The 19,293-nt window shown below is 69.7% G+C and carries 16 protein-coding genes; 12 read left to right on the forward strand and 4 right to left on the reverse strand.

The genetic code is table 11. The features are described 5' to 3' along the window. A partial coding sequence (locus IE257_RS29340; RefSeq protein ID WP_189972901.1) for a type I polyketide synthase occupies nucleotides 1-4,294 on the reverse strand: 4,294 nt, incomplete at its 3' end. Nucleotides 4,295-4,510: 216 nt separating this feature from the next. Between IE257_RS29340 and IE257_RS29345 the strand changes: the two genes are divergently transcribed. The 12 genes from IE257_RS29345 (at nucleotide 4,511) to IE257_RS29400 (ending at nucleotide 15,210) form a co-directional block, all read left to right on the forward strand. Next, nucleotides 4,511-5,020 (forward strand): NlmOI, encoded by a 510-nt coding sequence (locus IE257_RS29345; protein ID WP_189972902.1) that lies wholly within the window; start codon nucleotides 4,511-4,513, stop codon nucleotides 5,018-5,020. A gap of 116 nt (nucleotides 5,021-5,136) precedes the next feature. Continuing rightward, complete coding sequence (gene ccrA, locus IE257_RS29350; RefSeq protein WP_189972903.1) at nucleotides 5,137-6,489, forward strand: crotonyl-CoA carboxylase/reductase; 1,353 nt, start codon at nucleotides 5,137-5,139, stop codon at nucleotides 6,487-6,489. A 307-nt stretch (nucleotides 6,490-6,796) separates the two neighbouring features. Next, on the forward strand, nucleotides 6,797-7,210 hold the full coding sequence (locus IE257_RS29355; protein WP_189972904.1) for a Cg1360 family ATP-synthase-associated protein: 414 nt from the start codon (nucleotides 6,797-6,799) through the stop codon (nucleotides 7,208-7,210). Nucleotides 7,211-7,396: 186 nt separating this feature from the next. Further along, nucleotides 7,397-8,248: a F0F1 ATP synthase subunit A gene (atpB, locus tag IE257_RS29360; RefSeq protein WP_189972905.1), complete on the forward strand. Its 852-nt coding sequence runs from the start codon at nucleotides 7,397-7,399 to the stop codon at nucleotides 8,246-8,248. A 68-nt stretch (nucleotides 8,249-8,316) separates the two neighbouring features. Beyond that, the gene (locus tag IE257_RS29365) at nucleotides 8,317-8,565 is read left to right on the forward strand and encodes an ATP synthase subunit C-like protein (protein WP_189972906.1); all 249 of its coding nucleotides are present in this window, start codon (nucleotides 8,317-8,319) and stop codon (nucleotides 8,563-8,565) included. 35 nt (nucleotides 8,566-8,600) lie between these two features. Next, nucleotides 8,601-9,146, forward strand: a complete 546-nt coding sequence (locus IE257_RS29370) for a F0F1 ATP synthase subunit B (protein ID WP_189972907.1) — start codon at nucleotides 8,601-8,603, stop codon at nucleotides 9,144-9,146. Beyond that, nucleotides 9,143-9,958 (forward strand): F0F1 ATP synthase subunit delta, encoded by an 816-nt coding sequence (locus IE257_RS29375; RefSeq protein ID WP_189972908.1) that lies wholly within the window; start codon nucleotides 9,143-9,145, stop codon nucleotides 9,956-9,958. The genes IE257_RS29370 and IE257_RS29375 overlap by 4 nt, the downstream gene beginning before the upstream one ends. Before the next feature lie 130 nt (nucleotides 9,959-10,088). Next, nucleotides 10,089-11,684, forward strand: coding sequence for a F0F1 ATP synthase subunit alpha (gene atpA, locus IE257_RS29380; protein WP_189972909.1), 1,596 nt, complete (start codon nucleotides 10,089-10,091; stop codon nucleotides 11,682-11,684). A 20-nt stretch (nucleotides 11,685-11,704) separates the two neighbouring features. After that, nucleotides 11,705-12,622, forward strand: a complete 918-nt coding sequence (locus tag IE257_RS29385) for a F0F1 ATP synthase subunit gamma (protein ID WP_189972910.1) — start codon at nucleotides 11,705-11,707, stop codon at nucleotides 12,620-12,622. Further along, nucleotides 12,622-14,064 (forward strand): F0F1 ATP synthase subunit beta, encoded by a 1,443-nt coding sequence (gene atpD, locus IE257_RS29390; RefSeq protein WP_189972911.1) that lies wholly within the window; start codon nucleotides 12,622-12,624, stop codon nucleotides 14,062-14,064. The genes IE257_RS29385 and atpD overlap by 1 nt, the downstream gene beginning before the upstream one ends. A 164-nt stretch (nucleotides 14,065-14,228) precedes the next feature. Continuing rightward, nucleotides 14,229-14,600, forward strand: coding sequence for a F0F1 ATP synthase subunit epsilon (locus IE257_RS29395; protein ID WP_189972912.1), 372 nt, complete (start codon nucleotides 14,229-14,231; stop codon nucleotides 14,598-14,600). A 163-nt stretch (nucleotides 14,601-14,763) separates the two neighbouring features. Next, on the forward strand, nucleotides 14,764-15,210 hold the full coding sequence (locus tag IE257_RS29400) for a DUF2550 domain-containing protein (RefSeq protein WP_189972913.1): 447 nt from the start codon (nucleotides 14,764-14,766) through the stop codon (nucleotides 15,208-15,210). 67 nt (nucleotides 15,211-15,277) lie between these two features. Here the strand turns inward: IE257_RS29400 and IE257_RS29405 are convergent, their stop codons facing one another. The 3 genes from IE257_RS29405 to IE257_RS29415 all read right to left on the reverse strand — a co-directional run bounded on the left by IE257_RS29405 (nucleotide 15,278) and on the right by IE257_RS29415 (nucleotide 19,137). Then, entirely contained in the window at nucleotides 15,278-17,179 is a 1,902-nt protein-coding gene (locus IE257_RS29405) for a glycoside hydrolase family 18 chitinase (protein ID WP_189972914.1), read from the reverse strand. Between the two features lie 123 nt (nucleotides 17,180-17,302). Continuing rightward, a complete protein-coding gene (locus tag IE257_RS29410) occupies nucleotides 17,303-17,956 on the reverse strand; it encodes a response regulator (protein ID WP_189972915.1) in 654 nt (217 codons plus the stop codon). Continuing rightward, entirely contained in the window at nucleotides 17,953-19,137 is a 1,185-nt protein-coding gene (locus tag IE257_RS29415) for a sensor histidine kinase (protein WP_229920731.1), read from the reverse strand. The genes IE257_RS29410 and IE257_RS29415 overlap by 4 nt, the downstream gene beginning before the upstream one ends. Nucleotides 19,138-19,293 lie beyond the last annotated feature (156 nt).

Genomic DNA, 19,293 nt, shown 5'->3' on the forward strand with positions numbered 1-19,293 from the left:
CGCCGAGGGTGCCGGTGCCGCCGGTGATCAGCGCCGTCCCCTCCGGGTCGATCCCCTGCGCCGCTCCGTCCGCGGCACCGGCCCGGGCCAGTCGCGGCACGTGGGCCGCGCCGTTCCGCAGAACGGTCCGCGGCTCGTCCGACGCCACCGCCCGCCGCAGGGCCTCCAGCGATTGCGGTGCGTCGTCGAGGTCGACCAGGACGATCCGGCCCGGGTGCTCCGTGACCGCGGAACTCAGCAGACCCCAGACGGCGGCCTGCGCCGGGTCGGGTTCCTCCCCGGGGCTCACGGCGTTCGCGTGACGGGTGACCGCCACCAGCCGCGAGGACACGAAGCGCTCGTCGGCCAGCCAGGACCGCAGCAGGTCCAGGGCCCGCTGGGCGCTGTCGTGCGCCGCGTCCGCCCCGTCCTTGCCGTCCGCAGGGGCGGGCGTCGCGACGACGACGAAGTCGGGCACCGGGGCGCCCGCGTCCGTGGCGGCACCGAGCGCCGCCAGATCGGAATGTGCCTCGGCGCCGGGCAGCCCGGCGAGCGCACCCGAGCCGAGCACGGCCCACAGGCCGGCCGGTTCGGCCGCGGCCGCGGGCGCCCACGAGGGCACGAACATCGCGTCCGAGGGTCCGCCCGGCTCGGCGACCCGCCCGGCGGGCCGCACGACCAGGGAATCCACCGTGGCCACGGGCCGGCCGTCCGCGTCGGCGAAGAGCAGTGCGAGCGAGTCGGGACCGTTCGGTGTCAGTCGTACGCGCAGGAACGACGCCCCGGCCGCGTGCAGCGAGACCCCGCGCCACTCGAAGGGCAGCCGGCCCCGCTGCTCCCGGCCGAACTCGCCCGGTACGAAAGCGGCCGCGTGCAGCGCGGCGTCGGCGAGCGCGGGGTGCAGGCTGAAGGAGTCGGCGTCCCCGGCGACCTCGTCGGGCAGCCGTACCTCGGCGTAGACCCGGTCGCCCTGCCGCCACACCGTGCGCAGCCCCTGGAAGGCCGGCCCGTAGTGGAACCCGGCCGCGGCGAAGTCCGCGTAGAAACCGTCGACCGACAGCTCCTCGGCCCCGGCGGGCGGCCATGCCGCCAGATCGTCCGCGGGTTCGGTACCGGCCGCGGTGAGACGGCCGCCGGCGTGCCGGGTCCAGACGTCCTCCGCCGATCCCTCCACCTGCGCGTGCACGGTGAACTCGCGGTCCCCGGACGCGTCCGGGGCCCCCAGGGCGACCTGGACCCGTACGCCGCCGCCGGACGGGAGGGCGAGGGGAAGCTCCAGGGTGAGGTCCGCGACGGACTCCAGCCCGATGCGGGCGCCCGCCCACAGCGCCAGCTCGGCGACGGCGGTACCCGGAAGCACCACCGTGTCCCCGAGGGCATGACCCGCCAGCCAGGGGTGGGTGTCCGTGGACAGCCGGCCGGTGAACAGCCAGCCGCCCCCGGTCGCCGGCACCAGCGCGGCACCGAGCAGCGGGTGATCGGCCGGGGCCAGGCCCGCAGCGGTCACGTCCCCGGAGCCGGGCAGGGTCTGCACCCAGTAGTGCGCGTGCTGGAACGCGTACGTCGGCAGGTCGACCTCGCGGGCGTCCTGTCCGGCGAAGAACGCCGCCCAGTCCACGGGCAGCCCGGCCGCGTGCGCCCGGGCCAGCAGGGTGGTGAGCGTCCTGACCTCGGGCCGTTCCCGGCGCAGGGCGGGTGCGACGACAAAGTCCTCGCCGCCCAGGGCGGCCAGGGTCTCGTTCACCATGGACGTGAGCGCGCCGTCGGCCCCGAGCTCGAGGAAGACGGTCACGCCGTCCTCGGCCAGGGTGCGTACGACATCGTGGAAACGGACGGGTTCGCGCACCTGCCGGGCCCAGTAGCCGGGGTCGGCCCAGTCCTGCGGCGCGAGGACGGTGCCGGTCACGCTGGAGACGACGGGGATGTCCGCGGGCTGGAAGGCCAGGCCCTGCGCCACCCGGCGCAGCTCCTCGACGACCGGCTCCATGAGAGGCGAATGGAAGGCGTGGCTCACCGGAAGGCGCCGCGTCCGCCGGCCGAGCTCGGTGAAGTGCGCCGCGATCGCGGTGACCACGTCCTCGGCGCCGGACACCACGACCGAGCCGGGTCCGTTGACGGCGGCGACACCCGCCGACGCCTCGTGCCCGGCGAGCAGCGGCAGCACCTCGTCCTCGGTCGCCGCGACGGAGACCATCGCGCCGCCCGCGGGCAGCTCCTGCATCAGCCGGCCGCGTGCCGCCACCAGCGCACAGGCGTCCGTCAGCGACAGCATGCCCGACACGTGCGCGGCGGTCAGCTCGCCCACGGAGTGCCCGGAGAGCAGCCGGGGCCGTACGCCCCACTCCTCCAGCAGCCGGAAGAGCGCCACCCCGAGCGCGAAGGTGGCCGCCTGGGTGTAGAGCGTCTGGTCGAGCAGCCGGGCGTCCTCGGTGTCCGCACCGGCCAGCAGCACCGTCAGCAGGGGACGGTCCAGGCGCGGGTCCAGCTCGGCGCACACCGCCTCCAGCGCGCGGGCGTAGACCGGGAACGTCTCGTAGAGCTCCCGTCCCATGCCGGGACGCTGAGCGCCCTGACCGGTGAAGAGGAACGCGCCGCGCACCTCGCTCGCGAGTCCGCCGACGGAACCGGCCGACGGGGCTGCGCCCATCAGTCCGGCCAGCTCGCGCAGCAGTTCCTCGCGGTCCTCGGCGAGCAGGACGGCGCGGTGCTCGAAGGCGGTGCGCTTCGTCGCCAGCGCACACGCCAGATCGCCGAGTGCCAGGTCGGGGCGGCCGAGCAGGTGCTCGTGCAGCCGGGCGGCCTGGGCGGGCAGCGCCGCGGCGGTGGCCGCGGACAGCAGCACCGGCACCACCGGCAGGGCGGCGGGAGCCGGCGGGCGGTTCCCGTCCGGCGCGTCCGTCTCCTCGGGGGCGTCGGCGGCGAGGTCCGCGGCCGCCGGTTCCTCCACGATGACGTGCACGTTCGTGCCGCTGATCCCGAACGAGGAGATCCCGGCCCGGCGGGGCCGGTCGGCCCGCGGCCACGGGCGGTTCTCGGTCAGTAGCTCCACCGCGCCGGCCGACCAGTCCACTTCGGGAGTCGGGCCGTCCACGTGCAGGGTACGGGGCAGCTCCTCGTGCCGCATCGCCATGACCATCTTGATGATGCCGGCGGCGCCGGCGGCGGCCTGGGTGTGCCCGAGGTTGGATTTGACGGACCCCAGCCACAGGGGCTGGTCCGCGGGGCGGTCCTGGCCGTAGGTGGCCAGCAGGGCCTGTGCCTCGATGGGGTCACCGAGCGTCGTGCCCGTCCCGTGCGCCTCCACGACGTCGACGTCGGCGGTGCCGAGGCGGGCCGAGGCCAGCGCCTGCTGGATCACGCGCTGTTGCGAGGGGCCGTTGGGCGAGGTGAGTCCGTTGGACGCGCCGTCCTGGTTGACCGCGCTGCCCCGGACGATCGCGAGCACGTCGTGCCCCTTGCGCCGGGCGTCGGAGAGCCGCTCGACCACGATCAGGGCGGAGCCCTCGCCCCAGCCGACGCCGTCGGCGGCGGCAGCGAACGACTTGCACCGGCCGGTGCGGGACAGGCCGCGCTGCCGGGAGTTCTCCACGAAGGTGGCGGGCGTGGACATGACCGTGGCCCCGCCCGCGAGCGCCATGTCGCACTCGCCGTCACGCAGGGCCTGCACGGCGAGGTGCAGCGCCACCAGGGAAGACGAGCACGCGGTGTCCAGGGTGACGGCCGGTCCCTCGAGGCCGAGGAAGTACGAGATCCGGCCCGACGCCACGCTGGCGGCCATGCCCGTGCTCAGGTACCCCTCGACCTCGTCGGGCAGCATGCCCGGGCCCGAGGCGTAGTCGTGGTACATCAGGCCGGTGAAGACACCGGTGCGCGAACCGGCCAGGGACCTCGGGTCCACCCCGGCGTTCTCCAGGGCCTCCCACGCGGTCTCCAGCAGCAGCCGCTGCTGCGGGTCCATCGCCAGGGCCTCGCGCGGCGCGATCCCGAAGAACTCGGAGTCGAACGACGCCGCCCCGGAAAGGAAACCGCCCTCGGTCGCGTACGCGGTGCCCGAGTGGTCGGGATCGGGGTGGTAGAGCCCGTCGAGGTCCCAGCCGCGGTCCTGCGGCATGGGACCGATGGCGTCCCCGCCACGGCGGACGAGCTCCCACAGCTCGTCGGGCGAGCCGACGTCGCCGGGCAGCCTGCAGGCCATTCCGACAATTGCTATGGGCTCGGCGTCGCCGGCCTCAAGCTTCTTGATACGTCGATGGGCCTGCCGGAGATCGGCCGCCATCTTCTTGAGGTAATCAACCAGCTGCGCTTCGTTCGTCACCTGTGAACCTGCCTGAGAGATTGGCAAACCTCGCCCTTCGAGGGGAAGCTACGGATGCTCCGCCCCTAGCCGCGTCCCCTCAGCCACCCCAGAAAGCCGTCCCGCGGCCTTCTCGCGCAGGGGCGTGCGTGCACGGGCTAGGGGTTGTCGTTAGGGGTGAAGCGCTGTTTAGCATGCGGCGATTTCATTTCGACAGGACTGGAGCGCATCGCCGCCATGACAATCTCTGAGTCGGCAACCGAAACCCCGGTGGAGCAGGAATTCTCCAAGCCTGCGGGCCCCGAGAAAATCCACGACCTGGATTTCCTCCTGGGTGACTTCCGAATCGAGTGGACCAATTACACGTCCGACCCGGCCACCACCGGCGTCGCCACCTGGAACACCGAGTCCACCTTCGGCGGCCACGCGTACGAGATGACGCAGCGCGTGGACGAGCACGACGTCAACGGACGCTTCATCGTCCAGTGGGTCGAGTCCGAGTCCGCCTTCTCCGGCTACTACTACGACGACTGGGCGAACCGCACCCTTCTGACCTCCGAGGGCTGGAAGGACGGCTTCTTCTCCTTCACCGGCACGTGCGTCGGTTTCGGAAAGACGTTCCAGCTCAAGGAGCAGTACGAGATCGTCGACGCCGATCACTACGTCAAGCGCGGATTCGTCAAGTTCGACGAGAACGAGGAGACGGAGTGGATCCCGGCGGACGAGATCCACGCCTACCGGGCCTGAGCACCCCCGGCCGCCCCCTGGACGGCGGCAGCGATGCAGGACTCCGCCGGCCTCTCCCGTGGAACCGGCGGTACCGGGACCGGCCCCGGTCCCGCACCACCTCGGAAAGGTTGAACATGCCCACGCTGTCCGAAGCCCTCCTTGCCGGTGCCCCGCCGGAGGAGTTGGAGCGCGCCGCGCTGCCGGAGGAGTACACCGCCGCATACATCCGGGCCGAGGACGCCGGGATGTTCGAGGGGGTCGGCGACAAGGACGTCCGGAAGTCGCTCCACGTGGGGCAGGTGCCCATGCCGGAGCTGGCCCCGGACGAGGTGCTGGTCGCGGTCATGGCGAGCGCGGTCAACTACAACACCGTGTGGTCGGCCATGTTCGAGCCGATCCCCACCTTCCGCTTCCTGAAGCAGTTCGCCGCCCAGGGAGGCTGGGCCGAGCGGCACGACCTCCCCTACCACGTGCTGGGTTCGGACGGCGCCGGCGTGATCGTGCGCAAGGGGTCCGGCGTGCGCCGCTGGCAGGTCGGCGACCACGTCGTGACGAGTTGCGTCCAGGTCGACGACCAGGAGCCCGCCACGCACGGTGACGGAATGATGGGTGCCGAGCAGCGCATCTGGGGGTTCGAGACGAACTTCGGCGGCCTGGCCCACTACGCGGTGGTCCGGGCGAGCCAGCTCATCCCCAAGGCGGCCCACCTCAGCTGGGAGGAGGCAGCGTGCAACCCGCTGTGCGCGAGCACGGCCTACCGCATGCTCGTCGGTGACCGGGGCGCCCGCATCAAGCAGGGTGACGTCGTACTGATCTGGGGCGCCGCCGGCGGGCTGGGCGCGTACGCCACCCAGTTCGTCCGGAACGGCGGTGGCATCCCCGTGGGTGTCGTCAGCTCGCCCGAGAAGGCGGAGGCGGCGCGCAGGCTCGGCTGCGAGCTGGTCGTGGACCGGTCGGAGATCGGCCTCGACGACAGCATCGCCGATGACCCCGCAAAGGTGATCGAGGTCGGCAAGCGTCTCGGCCGCATCATCCGCAAGGGGGTCGGTGAGGACCCGCACGTCGTCTTCGAACACGTGGGCCGCGCGACCTTCGGGGTCTCGATGTTCGTCGTGCGCCGTGGTGGGACCGTGGTCACCTGCGGCTCCAGCAGCGGTTACCAGCACACCTATGACAACCGGTACCTGTGGATGAAGCTGAAGCGGGTCATCGGCAGCCACGCGGCGAACCTGCAGGAGCAGTGGGAGGCCAACCGGCTCTTCGCCACGGGCCGCATCGTGCCCACCCTGTCCACGGTCCATCCGCTGGCCGAGATCGGCGAGGCCGCCCGCTCCGTGCAGACCAACCGGCACATCGGGAAGGTGGGCGTGCTCTGCCAGGCGACCGCTCCCGGGCAGGGCGTCACCGACCCGGTGCTGCGCGCCTCCATCGGCGAGGACCGTCTGAACCCGCTGCGCGACCTCCACCAGGTACGCACGGCGAGCTGAGCCACCTGATGCACTGGACCTGTCCGGGACCGTAGATACTGGTTCCGGACAGGTCTTTGCCGTGTCCACGGGCCCACGGGTCGCCGCTCAGGTGAGCGGGCGTTGACCCATCCGTGTGACGAGCGGCATAGTAATTGAGTAAAGTCTGCATCAAATACTTTGTGATACCGTTCGCAAGCGCCCGGGATGGAAGCGTGAAGACCGCAGTGCGACCGTCTTCCCCATATGTGCTAGACCACTCCCGGGTCACAACCGTCTACTGGCGGTGACCAAACCCACCCAACACCTCGCCGGAGGAGCTGCCCCCATGCAGTCCAACGACGCCCGAACTCTCCTGCACTGCGTCATCCCCACCGTCGTCGTCGGCGGCGCCGGGATCGCGGTCAGTGCTGCCCTCGCGGGCAGCAAGGGCGCGCTGGGTGCCGCCATCGGCGTGGCACTCGTCCTCGTTTTCATGGGAGGGGGGCTCGTCGCCCTCCAGCGGACCGCTCGCTCCCTGCCTCATCTCTTCCAGATGATGGGGCTCCTGCTCTACACGACGCAGATCCTCGCTCTGATGATCATTCTGAGTGTGATCAAGCGCGTCGCGGTCTTCGACACCAAGTGCACGGCCTTCACGCTGCTCGCGGCCACTCTGGTCTGGATGGCGGCGCAGGTCCGGGCGCACATGAAGTCGAAAATCCTTTATGTGGAGCCGGAAGGGACCCGGACGCCCTCGTAACGTGTAGGCCGGGTGTAAAGGTGCTACCGCTCGTTTGCTATCGTCTCGCCACAGCTGCGGCAGGTTTGCGCGGGCGGCAGACGGACGTCAGATGAGCGTTGTCAGAGCTTGGTGCCCAATCGCCGCACTTAAGTATCCGCCAGTCCAGTCCAGTGCCGTTCCGCGGTCGCAGGCCGCGCCGACACAATGAGGTTGCCGTACCCATGCGTCAAGTTGAAGGAGCTCGCGGTGAGTGACGCCACGACGCTCGCCTTCGAGACCGATTGTCACATCTTCGAAGGGTGCGGCTTCCCGACTCCCGGCCTGCACTCCTTCCTGTTCAAGCCGATGTTCACGGTCGGCGGTATCGAGTTCAACAAGCCGATACTGCTGGCTTTGCTGAGCTCGGTGATCGTCATTGGGTTCTTCTGGGCGGCATTCAGTAAGCCGAAGTTGATCCCGGGCAAGCTGCAGATGATCGGTGAGGCGGGCTACGACTTCGTCCGCCGCGGAGTGGTCTACGAGACGATCGGAAAGCGTGAGGGCGAGAAATACGTCCCGCTCATGGTCTCTCTGTTCTTCTTCATCTGGATGATGAACATCTGGTCGATCATCCCGCTGGCCCAGTTCCCGGTGACGGCGATAATCGCTTTCCCGGCCGGCCTTGCCGCGATCGTGTACGTCCTGTGGGTGAGCATCACCTTCAAGCGTCACGGGTTCGTCGGTGGGTTCAAGAACATCACGGCGTACGACAAGTCGCTCGGCCCGGTGTTCCCGGTGGTCATGCTCTTCGAGTTCCTCTCGAACATGCTCATCCGACCGTTCACCCACGCGGTCCGTCTCTTCGCGAACATGTTCGCGGGTCACGTGCTGCTGCTGATCTTCACCATCGCGAGCTGGTACCTGCTGAACGGCATCGGGATCGCCTACGCCAGCGTGTCGTTCGTGATGGTCATCGTGATGACGATCTTCGAGTTGTTCATCCAGGCACTGCAGGCGTACGTCTTCGTCCTGCTCTCGTGCAGCTACATCCAGGGTGCTCTCGCCGAGCACCACTGACGGTTCGGCCCCCTATACATCCGGTGGCCAACCCCCACCGGCCCGTGAATACAGAAGGAAGAAACGGCATGTCTGCTCTCGAGACCCTCGCAGCGGTCAACATCCAGGGCAACCTCGGAGCGATCGGCTACGGCCTCGCCGCGATCGGCCCCGGCGTCGGCGTCGGCATCATCTTCGGTAACGGTACCCAGGCGCTGGCCCGCCAGCCCGAGGCCGCCGGCCTCATCCGCCAGAACCAGATCCTCGGCTTCGTCCTCTGTGAGGCGCTCGCCCTGATCGGTCTCGTCATGGGCTTCGTTTACCCGGTCCCTTCTTGATCGCCTGAGAACCATTTCCGACGGAAGGCACTGATGTGATCGCCCTGGTACCTCTGGCGGCTGAGGAGATTCAGAATCCCCTCATCCCGCCGATCCCCGAGCTCGTCATCGGTCTGATGGCCTTCGCCATCGTCTTCGGCTTCTTCGCGTGGAAGTTCCTCCCGGCCATCAACAAGGTCCTGGAAGAGCGTCGCGAGGCCATCGAAGGCGGTATGGAGGCGGCCGAGGAGGCCCGGACCGAGGCTCAGAGCGTCCTGGAGCAGTACAGGGCCCAGCTCGCCGAGGCTCGGCACGAGGCCGCGCGCCTGCGCCAGGAAGCGCTGGAGCAGGGCACTGCGCTCAAGGAAGAACTGCGCGCAGAGGGCCAGCGGCAGCGTGAGGAGATCATCGCTGCCGGTCACGCCCAGATCGCGGCCGACCGCAAGGCCGCGTCCCAGGCGCTGCGTCAGGACGTGGGCAAGCTCGCCACCGACCTGGCCGGCAAGCTCGTCGGCGAGTCCCTCGAGGACCACGCCCGGCAGAGCCGCACCATCGACCGCTTCCTCAGCGAGCTTGAGGAGAAGGCCGAGGCGGCCCGATGAACGGAGCGAGCCGCGAGGCGCTGGCCTCCGCGCGTGAGCGTCTCGACGCGCTGACGGACAACACGTCCGTCGACGCGACGAAGCTCGCCGGTGAGCTGGCTGCCGTCACCGCGCTGCTCGACCGTGAGGTCTCGCTGCGTCGGGTCGTCACGGACCCGGCGCAGTCCGGCGAGGCCAAGGCCGAGCTGGCTGCTCGGCTGCTCGGCGGACAGGTCGGCGGGGAGACCCTCGACCTGGTGTCCGGCATGGTCCGGTCCCGTTGGTCGCAGTCCCGCGACCTGGTGGACTCGCTGGAGGAGCTGGCGGCCACCGCCGACCTCACGGCGGCCCAGCAGGCGGGTGCGCTCGACAACGTCGAGGACGAGATCTTCCGCTTCGGCAGGATCGTCTCGTCGAGCACCGAGCTGCGTTCGGCGCTGACCGACCGCGCGGCGACTGCCTCCGCCAAGAGCGGGCTGCTGCGCAGCCTGCTCGGAGGCAAGGCGAACGCCGTCACCGAGCGCCTGGTGGTCCGTCTTGTCACGCAGCCGCGTGGACGTAGCCTGGAGTCGGGACTCGAGTCCCTTTCCAAGCTCGCCGCCGAGCGCCGTGACCGCATGGTCGCCACCGTGACCAGCGCGGTTCCGCTCAGCGACGTGCAGAAGGCGCGTCTCGGTGCGGTGCTGGCCAAGCTGTACGGCCGCCAGATGCACCTGAACCTCGACGTGGACCCCGAGGTCCTCGGCGGGATCTCGGTGCGAGTCGGCGACGAGGTCATCGACGGCACCATCGCGGACCGCCTCGCAGAGGCGTCGCGCCGCATGGCCGGCTGACCAGCCACCAATAGAACAAAAGCATTCCTAGCGGCCCGGTTGGGCCGTGCAGAACTTGCAGAAGATTCCTGGGGGTCGCCCCCAGACCCCTAAGAAGCTTCAGGCCCAACAAGGAGAGCAGGGAACCCAGATGGCGGAGCTCACGATCCGGCCGGAGGAGATCCGGGACGCACTGGATAACTTTGTCCAGTCGTACCAGCCGGACGCGGCCTCGCGCGAGGAGGTCGGAACGGTAAGCGTTGCCGGCGACGGCATCGCAAAGGTGGAGGGCCTGCCCTCCGCCATGGCGAACGAGCTGCTGAAGTTCGAGGACGGCACCCTCGGTCTCGCCCTCAACCTCGAGGAGCGCGAGATCGGTGCGGTCGTCCTCGGCGAGTTCAGCGGTATCGAGGAGGGTCAGCCGGTGCAGCGCACCGGTGAGGTGCTCTCCGTCGGCGTCGGCGAGGGCTACCTCGGCCGCGTCGTCGACCCGCTCGGCAACCCGATCGACGGTCTCGGCGAGATCGCGACCGAAGGCCGCCGCGCCCTCGAGCTGCAGGCGCCCGGCGTCATGATCCGCAAGTCGGTCCACGAGCCGATGCAGACCGGCTACAAGGCCATCGACGCCATGGTGCCCGTCGGCCGTGGCCAGCGTCAGCTGATCATCGGTGACCGCCAGACCGGCAAGACCGCGCTGGCCGTCGACACGATCATCAACCAGCGCGACAACTGGCGCTCGGGCGACGTGAACAAGCAGGTTCGCTGCATCTACGTCGCCATCGGCCAGAAGGGCTCGACCATCGCGTCCGTTCGCGGCGCCCTGGAAGACGCCGGCGCGCTCGAGTACACGACGATCGTCGCCGCCCCGGCCTCCGACCCGGCCGGCTTCAAGTACCTGGCGCCGTACACCGGTTCCGCCATCGGCCAGCACTGGATGTACGCCGGCAAGCACGTCCTGATCATCTTCGACGACCTGTCGAAGCAGGCCGACGCCTACCGCGCCGTGTCGCTGCTGCTGCGCCGCCCGCCGGGCCGTGAGGCCTACCCGGGTGACGTCTTCTACCTGCACTCCCGTCTGCTGGAGCGCTGCGCCAAGCTCTCCGACGACATGGGTGCCGGTTCGATGACCGGTCTGCCGATCGTCGAGACCAAGGCGAACGACGTGTCGGCGTTCATCCCGACCAACGTCATCTCCATCACCGACGGCCAGTGCTTCCTGGAGTCCGACCTGTTCAACGCGGGCCAGCGCCCGGCGCTGAACGTCGGTATCTCGGTCTCCCGCGTCGGTGGCTCCGCCCAGCACAAGGCCATGAAGCAGGTTTCCGGCCGTCTGCGCCTGGACCTCGCCCAGTACCGTGAGCTGGAGGCGTTCGCCGCCTTCGGTTCCGACCTGGACGCCGCTTCGAAGGCTTCGCTGGAGCGCGGCAAGCGCCTGGTCGAGCTGCTGAAGCAGGGCCAGTACCAGCCGATGCCCGTCGAGGAGCAGGTCGTCTCCGTCTGGGCCGGCACCACCGGCAAGATGGACGATGTCCCGGTCAACGACATCCGTCGCTTCGAGTCGGAGCTGCTGGAGCACCTGCGCCGCGAGCGCAAGGACCTCCTCACCTCCATCGCCGACGGCGGCAAGATGTCGGACGACACCCTGTCCTCCATCGCCGACGCCATCACCGGCTTCAAGCGCCAGTTCGAGACCTCGGACGGCAAGCTCCTGGGCGAGGACGCACCGGCCGTCAACGTCTCCAAGTGACGACGGAAGGGACCTGACTCATGGGAGCGCAGCTCCGGGTCTACAAGCGTCGCATCCGTGCCATCACGGCGACCAAGAAGATCACCAAGGCGATGGAGATGATCGCCGCCTCGCGCATCGTCAAGGCGCAGCGCAAGGTGGCGGCTTCGATGCCGTACGCGACCGAGCTCACCCGTGCGGTGACCGCGGTGGCGACCGGTTCGAACACCAAGCACGCCCTGACGACCGAGGCCGAGCAGCCGACCCGTGCCGCGATCCTGCTCATCACGAGCGACCGCGGTCTGGCCGGCGGCTACTCCTCGAACGCCATCAAGCAGGCGGAGCGGCTCACCGAGCGGCTGCGCGCTGAGGGCAAGGAGGTCGACACGTACATCGTCGGCCGCAAGGGTGTCGCCTACTTCGGGTTCCGCGAGCGCAAGGTCGCGGATTCGTGGACCGGCTTCACCGACAGCCCGGCCTACGACGACGCCAAGCGCGTCGCCGGACCGCTGATCGAGGCCATCCAGCTGGACACGGCCGAGGGCGGCGTCGACGAGCTGCACGTCGTCTACACGGAATTCGTGTCGATGATGACGCAGAACGCGGTCGACGGCCGGATGCTGCCGCTCAGCCTCGACAAGGCAGAGGAGGAGACCGGCGCGAAGGGCGAGATCCTTCCGCTGTTCGACTTCGAGCCGTCGGCGGAGGACGTCCTCGACGCCCTTCTGCCGCGCTACGTCGAGAGCCGTATCTACAACGCACTGCTGCAGTCGGCCGCTTCCGAGCACGCCGCCCGCCGCCGCGCGATGAAGTCGGCGACCGACAACGCCGGAGACCTCATCAAGAGCCTCTCCCGGCTTGCCAACGCGGCCCGCCAGGCCGAAATCACCCAGGAAATCAGCGAGATCGTCGGTGGCGCGAGCGCCATGGCTGACGCGACCGCGGGGAGTGACAAGTAATGACGACCACTGTTGAGACGGCCGCCGCCACGGGCCGCGTCGCCCGGGTCATCGGCCCGGTCGTCGACGTGGAGTTCCCCGTCGACGCCATGCCCGAGATCTACAACGCCCTCAAGGTCCAGGTCGCCGACCCGGCCGAGGACGGCGCGCTGAAGACCCTGACCCTTGAGGTCGCGCAGCACCTGGGTGACGGCCTCGTCCGTACCATCTCGATGCAGCCGACCGACGGTCTGGTCCGCCAGGCCCCGGTGACCGACACGGGCGAGGGCATCACCGTCCCCGTCGGTGACTTCACCAAGGGCAAGGTGTTCAACACCCTCGGTGAGGTGCTGAACTACCCGGAGGAGAACGCCAACGTCACCGAGCGCTGGCCGATCCACCGCAAGGCCCCTCGCTTCGACGAGCTCGAGTCGAAGACCGAGATGTTCGAGACCGGCGTCAAGGTCATCGACCTTCTCACCCCGTACGTCAAGGGTGGAAAGATCGGTCTGTTCGGTGGTGCCGGTGTCGGCAAGACCGTTCTGATCCAGGAAATGATCTACCGCGTCGCCAACAACCACGACGGTGTGTCGGTCTTCGCGGGCGTCGGTGAGCGTACCCGTGAGGGCAACGACCTCATCGAGGAAATGGCCGAGTCCGGCGTCATCGACAAGACGGCGCTTGTCTTCGGTCAGATGGACGAGCCCCCGGGCACCCGTCTTCGCGTCGCGCTTGCCGGTCTGACCATGGCGGAGTACTTCCGCGATGTGCAGAAGCAGGACGTGCTCTTCTTCATCGACAACATCTTCCGTTACACCCAGGCCGGTTCGGAGGTGTCGACCCTTCTGGGCCGCATGCCGTCCGCCGTGGGTTACCAGCCGAACCTGGCTGACGAGATGGGTCTGCTGCAGGAGCGCATCACCTCGACCCGCGGTCACTCGATCACCTCGATGCAGGCGATCTACGTCCCCGCGGACGACCTGACCGACCCGGCGCCGGCCACCACCTTCGCCCACCTCGACGCGACGACGGTTCTTTCCCGTCCGATCTCCGAGAAGGGCATCTACCCGGCCGTGGACCCGCTGGACTCGACGTCCCGCATCCTCGACCCGCGGTACATCGCGGCGGACCACTACGCCACGGCGATGCGCGTCAAGGGGATCCTGCAGAAGTACAAGGACCTCCAGGACATCATCGCGATCCTCGGTATCGACGAGCTGGGCGAGGAGGACAAGCTCGTTGTCCACCGTGCCCGTCGTGTCGAGCGCTTCCTGTCGCAGAACACCCACGTCGCCAAGCAGTTCACCGGCGTGGACGGTTCGGACGTTCCGCTCGACGAGTCGATCGTCGCCTTCAACGCGATCTGCGACGGCGACTACGACCACTTCCCCGAGCAGGCGTTCTTCCTGTGCGGTGGCATCGAGGACCTGAAGGCCAACGCCAAGGAGCTGGGCGTCTCCTGATCCGGCGCGCCCCGCGAGGGGCGCATCCGGTTCGCAGGCCGCCGTCGAACGCTGACAGTGTCTGCAGACGGAGAGGGGCGGGTAGGTCCGTCCCTCTCCCCACGCCCATTAGAATTTGACCCAACACCCGGCCGACCCGCCGGGTGGTGACCCGAGGAGCCACCTTGGCTGCTGAGCTGCACGTCGAGCTGGTCGCGGCGGACCGCAATGTCTGGTCCGGCGAGGCCACCCTTGTTGTCGCCCGCACCACGTCCGGCGACATCGGCGTCATGCCCGGTCACCAGCCGCTTCTCGGTGTGCTGGAATCGGGCCCGGTGACCATCCGCACCAGCGAGGGCAACACTGTCGTCGCCGCGGTGCACGGCGGTTTCATCTCGTTCGCGGACAACAAGCTGTCCCTGCTGACCGAGATCGCCGAGCTCGCGGACGAGATTGATGTCCAGCGTGCGGAGCGGGCACTGGAGCGCGCGAAGGCGGAGGCGGACGCCGTCGCCGAGCGTCGCGCTGATGTCCGGCTGCGCGCCGTAACGGGCTGAATGCCCGTCGGAGTTTGATCGCTTGAGTCCCGGGGGGCGACCGCCGGGACGCAGCAGACCTCAGCCGCGGTCCGTGCTGGAATTTTCCAGACCGGGTCGCGGCTGAGGCGATGCAGGTCCGTTTTTTCTCATGCGTATTCGATGAGCGAGGAGGTCGGTGAAGATGCTCCTCGCTCTGCTTGTGAGCGGCCTGGTCGTAACCCTGGTGGTGATCGGGCTGTTCGTGTTCGGGCTGCGCCGCAGACTCATCCAGCGGTCCGGCGGCACCTTCGACTGCAGCATGCGCTGGGGGGTGTCGGAGGAGCCCGACATCTCCGGCAAGGGCTGGGTGTACGGGGTCGCGCGCTACAGCGGTGACCGGATCGAGTGGTTCCGGGTGTTCTCGTACTCCCCGCGTCCGCGCCGGCTGCTGGAGCGGTCCTCCATCGAGGTCGTCGCCCGCCGCGCTCCGGAGGGCGAGGAGGAGCTGGCCCTGCTCTCCGACGCCGTCGTGCTCGGCTGTCTCCACCGGGGGACGCGCCTGGAGCTGGCGATGAGCGAGGATGCGCTGACGGGCTTCCTGGCCTGGCTGGAGGCTGCGCCTCCCGGGCAACGGGTGAATGTGGCCTGAAGATCCTTGCCGGACATGAAGAAGCCGGGGAGACGGGGGCGGACCCGTCTCCCCGGCTTCCGTCTTGTTACTGGAGCCCGGTGTGGACCGCGTTCGCGAGCTCACCGTTCGTGGTGTCGCCGCTGAACTCCCAGTAGAAGGCTCCCCTGAGGCCCTGCTGCTTGGCCCAGGTCATCTTCCCGGCGATGGTGGCGGGGGTGTCGTAGCTCCACCAGTTGCTGCCGCACTTCGCGTAGGCCGTGCCGGCGACGGTGCCGGTGGCCGGGCAGCTGGTCCTGAGCACCTTGTAGTCCTCGATGCCCTGCTCGTACGTGCCCGGCGCGGGGCCGGTGGCGGTACCGCCGGGGGCCGCCTGGGTGACTCCGGTCCAGCCGCGGCCGTAGAAGCCGATGCCGAGGTTGAGCTTGGCGCCGGCGACGCCCTTGGCCTTGAGCTTGGCGATCGCGTCGGCCGAGTTGAAGCCGGCCTGCGGGATGCCGGCGTACGAGGTGAGCGGTGAGTGCGGGGCCGTCGGGCCCTGCGCCGCCCAGGCGCCGAAGAAGTCGTATGTCATGACGTTGTAGAAGTCGACGTACTGCGCGGCGCCGCCGTAGTCGGCCGCGTCGATCTTGCCGCCGCTGGAGGCGTCGGCGGTGATGGCGGCGGTGACCAGGTTGTTCGCGCCGAACTTGGCCCGGGTCGCCTGCATCAGGTTCTTGAAGGCGGCCGCTCCGCTGGTGTCGCAGGACAGGCCGCAGGCGTTCGGGTACTCCCAGTCCAGGTCGATGCCGTCGAAGACGTCGGCCCAGCGCGGGTCCTCGACCAGGTTGTAGCAGGACTGGGCGAAGGCGGTCGGGTTGGCCGCGGCCTGCGGGAATCCGCCGGACCAGGTCCAGCCGCCGAAGGACCAGAGGACCTTGATGTTCGGGTACGCCTTCTTCAGCTTGCGCAGCTGGTTGAAGTTGCCGCGCAGCGGCTGGTCCCAGGTGTCGGCGACGCCGTCGACGCTCTGGTCGGCGGTGTAGGCCTTGTCGTAGTCGGCGTAGGCGTCACCGATGGTGCACTGGCCGTTCTGGACGTTGCCGAAGGCGTAGTTGATGTGGGTGATCTTGCCCGCGGTGCCCGAGGTGACCAGGTTCTTCACGTGGTAGTTGCGGCCGTAGACGCCCCAGTTGGTGAAGTAGCCGAGCTTGACCTTGCCGCCCGGGTCCGGGGGGACGACCCCGCCGGTCGTGGTGACCGTGGCGGAGCCGGAGGACGGGCCCGTCTGGTCGATGGTGTCGCGGGCGGTGACGCTGTAGGTGTACGTCGTGCCCTTGGTCAGGCCGGAGTCCGCGTAGCTCGTCCCGGTGACAGTGGCGATCCTGGCGGAGCCCCGGTAGACGTCGTAGTTCTTGACGCCCTTGTCGTCGGTGGCGGGGGTCCAGGTCAGGGTCAGTGCGGTGTCGGCGACGTTGCTCGCGGTGGGGGTGCCGGGAGCGGTGGGGGGATTGTCGCCGGGCTGGGTGCCGCCGTCGCAGGAGGCCCCGTTGATCTTGCAGCCGCTCGGGGCGCCGCCGCCGGCGCCGTTGAAGCCGAAGCTGGCGGTCGCGCCGGGGGCGAGCGTGCCGTTCCAGCCGAGGTTCTTGGCGGTCCAGTGGGTGCCCGAGCCGGTGACGGTGGCGTCCCAGGCCGAGGTGACCGAGGTGCCCGCCGGGTAGTCCCACTCCACGGTCCAGCTGCTGAGGGTGGTGGTACCGGTGTTCTTCACCACCCACTTGCCCTCGAAGCCGGAGCCCCAGTCGGAGACCTTGGTGTACGTCGCCGTCGCGGACGCGGCTGCCTGGGCCGGGCCGGCCAGTGCGACGAGTCCGGTGACGGGCAGGGCGAGCGCGGCCACGACGGCCGCGACTCGGCTGAAGAACCGGGTGCGCCTGGTGCGGGGTGGGGATGCTGTGCTCAAGGGTGATCCTCCGTAGGTCCGTCGCAGTCGTGGGGCCGACTGCGACATGGGGGTGGGACCTGCGCCGCCCGTGAGCACGCTTTGTCATGGCACGCTCACCACAGTGTTGCGGCGAGCGTAGAAAGGTCTGGACCAACCGTCAAGAGGTCCAGACCGGTGCGCGGCCGCTGCCTATATCCCCAACTCCTGCGCCAACACCGCGGCTTGGAGTCTGCTGCGCAGCTCCAGCTTGCCCAGCAGCCTGCTGACGTGCGTCTTGGCCGTCGCCTCCGCCATCTCCAGGCGCACGGCGATCTCCGCGTTCGACAGGCCCTCGCCCAGCGCGCTCAGCACCTCCCGCTCCCGCGGGGTGAGGGAGGCGACCGCCGCGGCCCGTTCCGGCGCCGGGGCCGGCCGCGCCGGACGGGGCGCGGCGAACTCGGCGATCAGCCGCCTGGTCACCGCCGGGGCGATCAGACCCTCCCCGCGCGCGACGGTCCGTACCGCCGCGATCAGCTCCGCCGCGTCCGCGTTCTTCAGCAGGAAGCCCGCGGCTCCCGCCCGCAGCGCCCCGAAGACGTACTCGTCGAGGTCGAAGGTGGTCAGCACCAGGACGTCGGCCAGGCCCTCCGACACCACCTGACGCGTCGCGGACACCCCGTCGAGGCGGGGCATCTGCACGTCCATGAGGACGAGATCCGGCCGCAGCTCCCGGGCCAGCCGCACCGCATCCTCCCCGTCGCCCGCCTCGCCCACGACCTCGACGTCGCCCGCGCTGCGCAGGATGAGCACGAGCCCCGCCCGGACCGCGCCCTGATCCTCCGCCACCACCACCCGGATGGTCATGCCTCCACCGCCTTCTCCTCCGCGGGCAGTGTTGCCCGTACCTGCCACACCGCACCGGACCGGCCCGCCGTGAACTCCCCGCCCAGCAGTTCCGTCCGCTCCCGCATGCCGATCAGACCCGCCCCGGAGCCGGGGGCGCGGGGGCCGGGCCGGTCCCCGTAGGGGGAGTCCACCGCCACGGTCAGCAGTCCGTCGGCGCGCGCCACCCGGACCGTGACCGTGCCCGGGGCGGCGTGTTTGAGGGCATTGGTCAGCGACTCCTGGACGATCCGGTACGCGGCCAGCTCCACGGGTGCCGCCGTCGGCTCCCCGGACGGCCGGTCGTCGTGGAGCACGAAGGTCAGCCCGCTCGCCGAGCCGTTGGTCCGGGCCTGCCCGATCAGGGCGTCGAGGCCGTCCAGCGAGGGCACGGCGACCGGTTCCCGGTCGCCCCCGGCATCCCGCAGCAGCCCGATCAGGCGGCGCATTTCGGCCAGCCCCTGCACGCTGTTCTCGCGGATCACCCCGAGCGCGTCGCGGCTGGTGGCAGCGGTGTCGATGGAGAGCGCGGCGGTGGAGTGGATGGCGATGGCGGAGAGGTGGTTGGCCACCATGTCGTGGAGCTCCCGCGCCATCCGGGCGCGCTCGGCGGCCACGGCCTGGCTGCGGTCCATCTCGGCCAGCAGTGCGGTCTGCTCCGCGCGCAGCCGGGCCGCCTCGGCGGCCTCGCGGTGGTTGCGCAGGGTGGCGCCGGTCAGCGCCGGGGCGAAGCTCACGATGCCGGTGACCGCGCCGATCAGCAGGGCCTGCGGGGTGCGCAGCCAGGCCAGCGAGGCGATGGTGACCACGACGGTGATCAGGCCGGTGCTGATCGGGAGCCGCCGGGCCATGGCCGGTTTTCCGTACACGACGGCGGCGTACATGAGATCGGTGAAGATCACGACGGTGGCGAGGCTGCCGACCGTGAACTGGTCGGCGATCACCCCGACGGTGCCGACGATCAGGGTCAGATTCGGCAGGGTCCGGCGCAGCAGCTCCATCGAGCCGAGGGCCACGAGCGGGACCAGGGCCGCCCAGGCCGGCAGGAGGTCACGGCCGGGGCTGCTGTAGACCCCGAGCGACCAGAAGGCGAGGCCCGCGAGCACGCTGACCACCGCGAGGAGGACGTCGTCACGGTGGGGGCGCAGGCTCTTCTCGGTCACGTTCCCATCCAACAGGGTGCGCGGGCCCCGCACCTCGGCGGAGAGGCCGAGGCGCGGCTACATCGAACGATGCAGCCCGACATGGTCAATGGCGACGACGTATCGGGCCCGGCCGGACGGGAGCCTGGAAGGGAACGGAGAACCCGAGCGGACGGA

The sequence above is a fragment of the Streptomyces avidinii genome, from assembly GCF_014650695.1.
In the GTDB taxonomy this organism is placed as follows: Bacteria; Actinomycetota; Actinomycetes; order Streptomycetales; family Streptomycetaceae; genus Streptomyces; species Streptomyces avidinii.

Excerpts from the sequence above, each read along its gene's own strand:
- IE257_RS29345 (WP_189972902.1), top strand. The coding sequence starts at position 4,511 with ATGACAATCTCTGAGTCGGCAACCGAAACCCCGGTGGAGCAGGAATTC.
- ccrA (WP_189972903.1), top strand. The coding sequence starts at position 5,137 with ATGCCCACGCTGTCCGAAGCCCTCCTTGCCGGTGCCCCGCCGGAGGAG.
- IE257_RS29355 (WP_189972904.1), top strand. The coding sequence starts at position 6,797 with ATGCAGTCCAACGACGCCCGAACTCTCCTGCACTGCGTCATCCCCACC.
- atpB (WP_189972905.1), top strand. The coding sequence starts at position 7,397 with ATGAGGTTGCCGTACCCATGCGTCAAGTTGAAGGAGCTCGCGGTGAGT.
- IE257_RS29365 (WP_189972906.1), top strand. The coding sequence starts at position 8,317 with ATGTCTGCTCTCGAGACCCTCGCAGCGGTCAACATCCAGGGCAACCTC.
- IE257_RS29375 (WP_189972908.1), top strand. The coding sequence starts at position 9,143 with ATGAACGGAGCGAGCCGCGAGGCGCTGGCCTCCGCGCGTGAGCGTCTC.
- atpA (WP_189972909.1), top strand. The coding sequence starts at position 10,089 with ATGGCGGAGCTCACGATCCGGCCGGAGGAGATCCGGGACGCACTGGAT.
- IE257_RS29385 (WP_189972910.1), top strand. The coding sequence starts at position 11,705 with ATGGGAGCGCAGCTCCGGGTCTACAAGCGTCGCATCCGTGCCATCACG.
- atpD (WP_189972911.1), top strand. The coding sequence starts at position 12,622 with ATGACGACCACTGTTGAGACGGCCGCCGCCACGGGCCGCGTCGCCCGG.
- IE257_RS29400 (WP_189972913.1), top strand. The coding sequence starts at position 14,764 with ATGCTCCTCGCTCTGCTTGTGAGCGGCCTGGTCGTAACCCTGGTGGTG.
- IE257_RS29405 (WP_189972914.1), bottom strand. The coding sequence starts at position 17,179 with ATGTCGCAGTCGGCCCCACGACTGCGACGGACCTACGGAGGATCACCC.
- IE257_RS29410 (WP_189972915.1), bottom strand. The coding sequence starts at position 17,956 with ATGACCATCCGGGTGGTGGTGGCGGAGGATCAGGGCGCGGTCCGGGCG.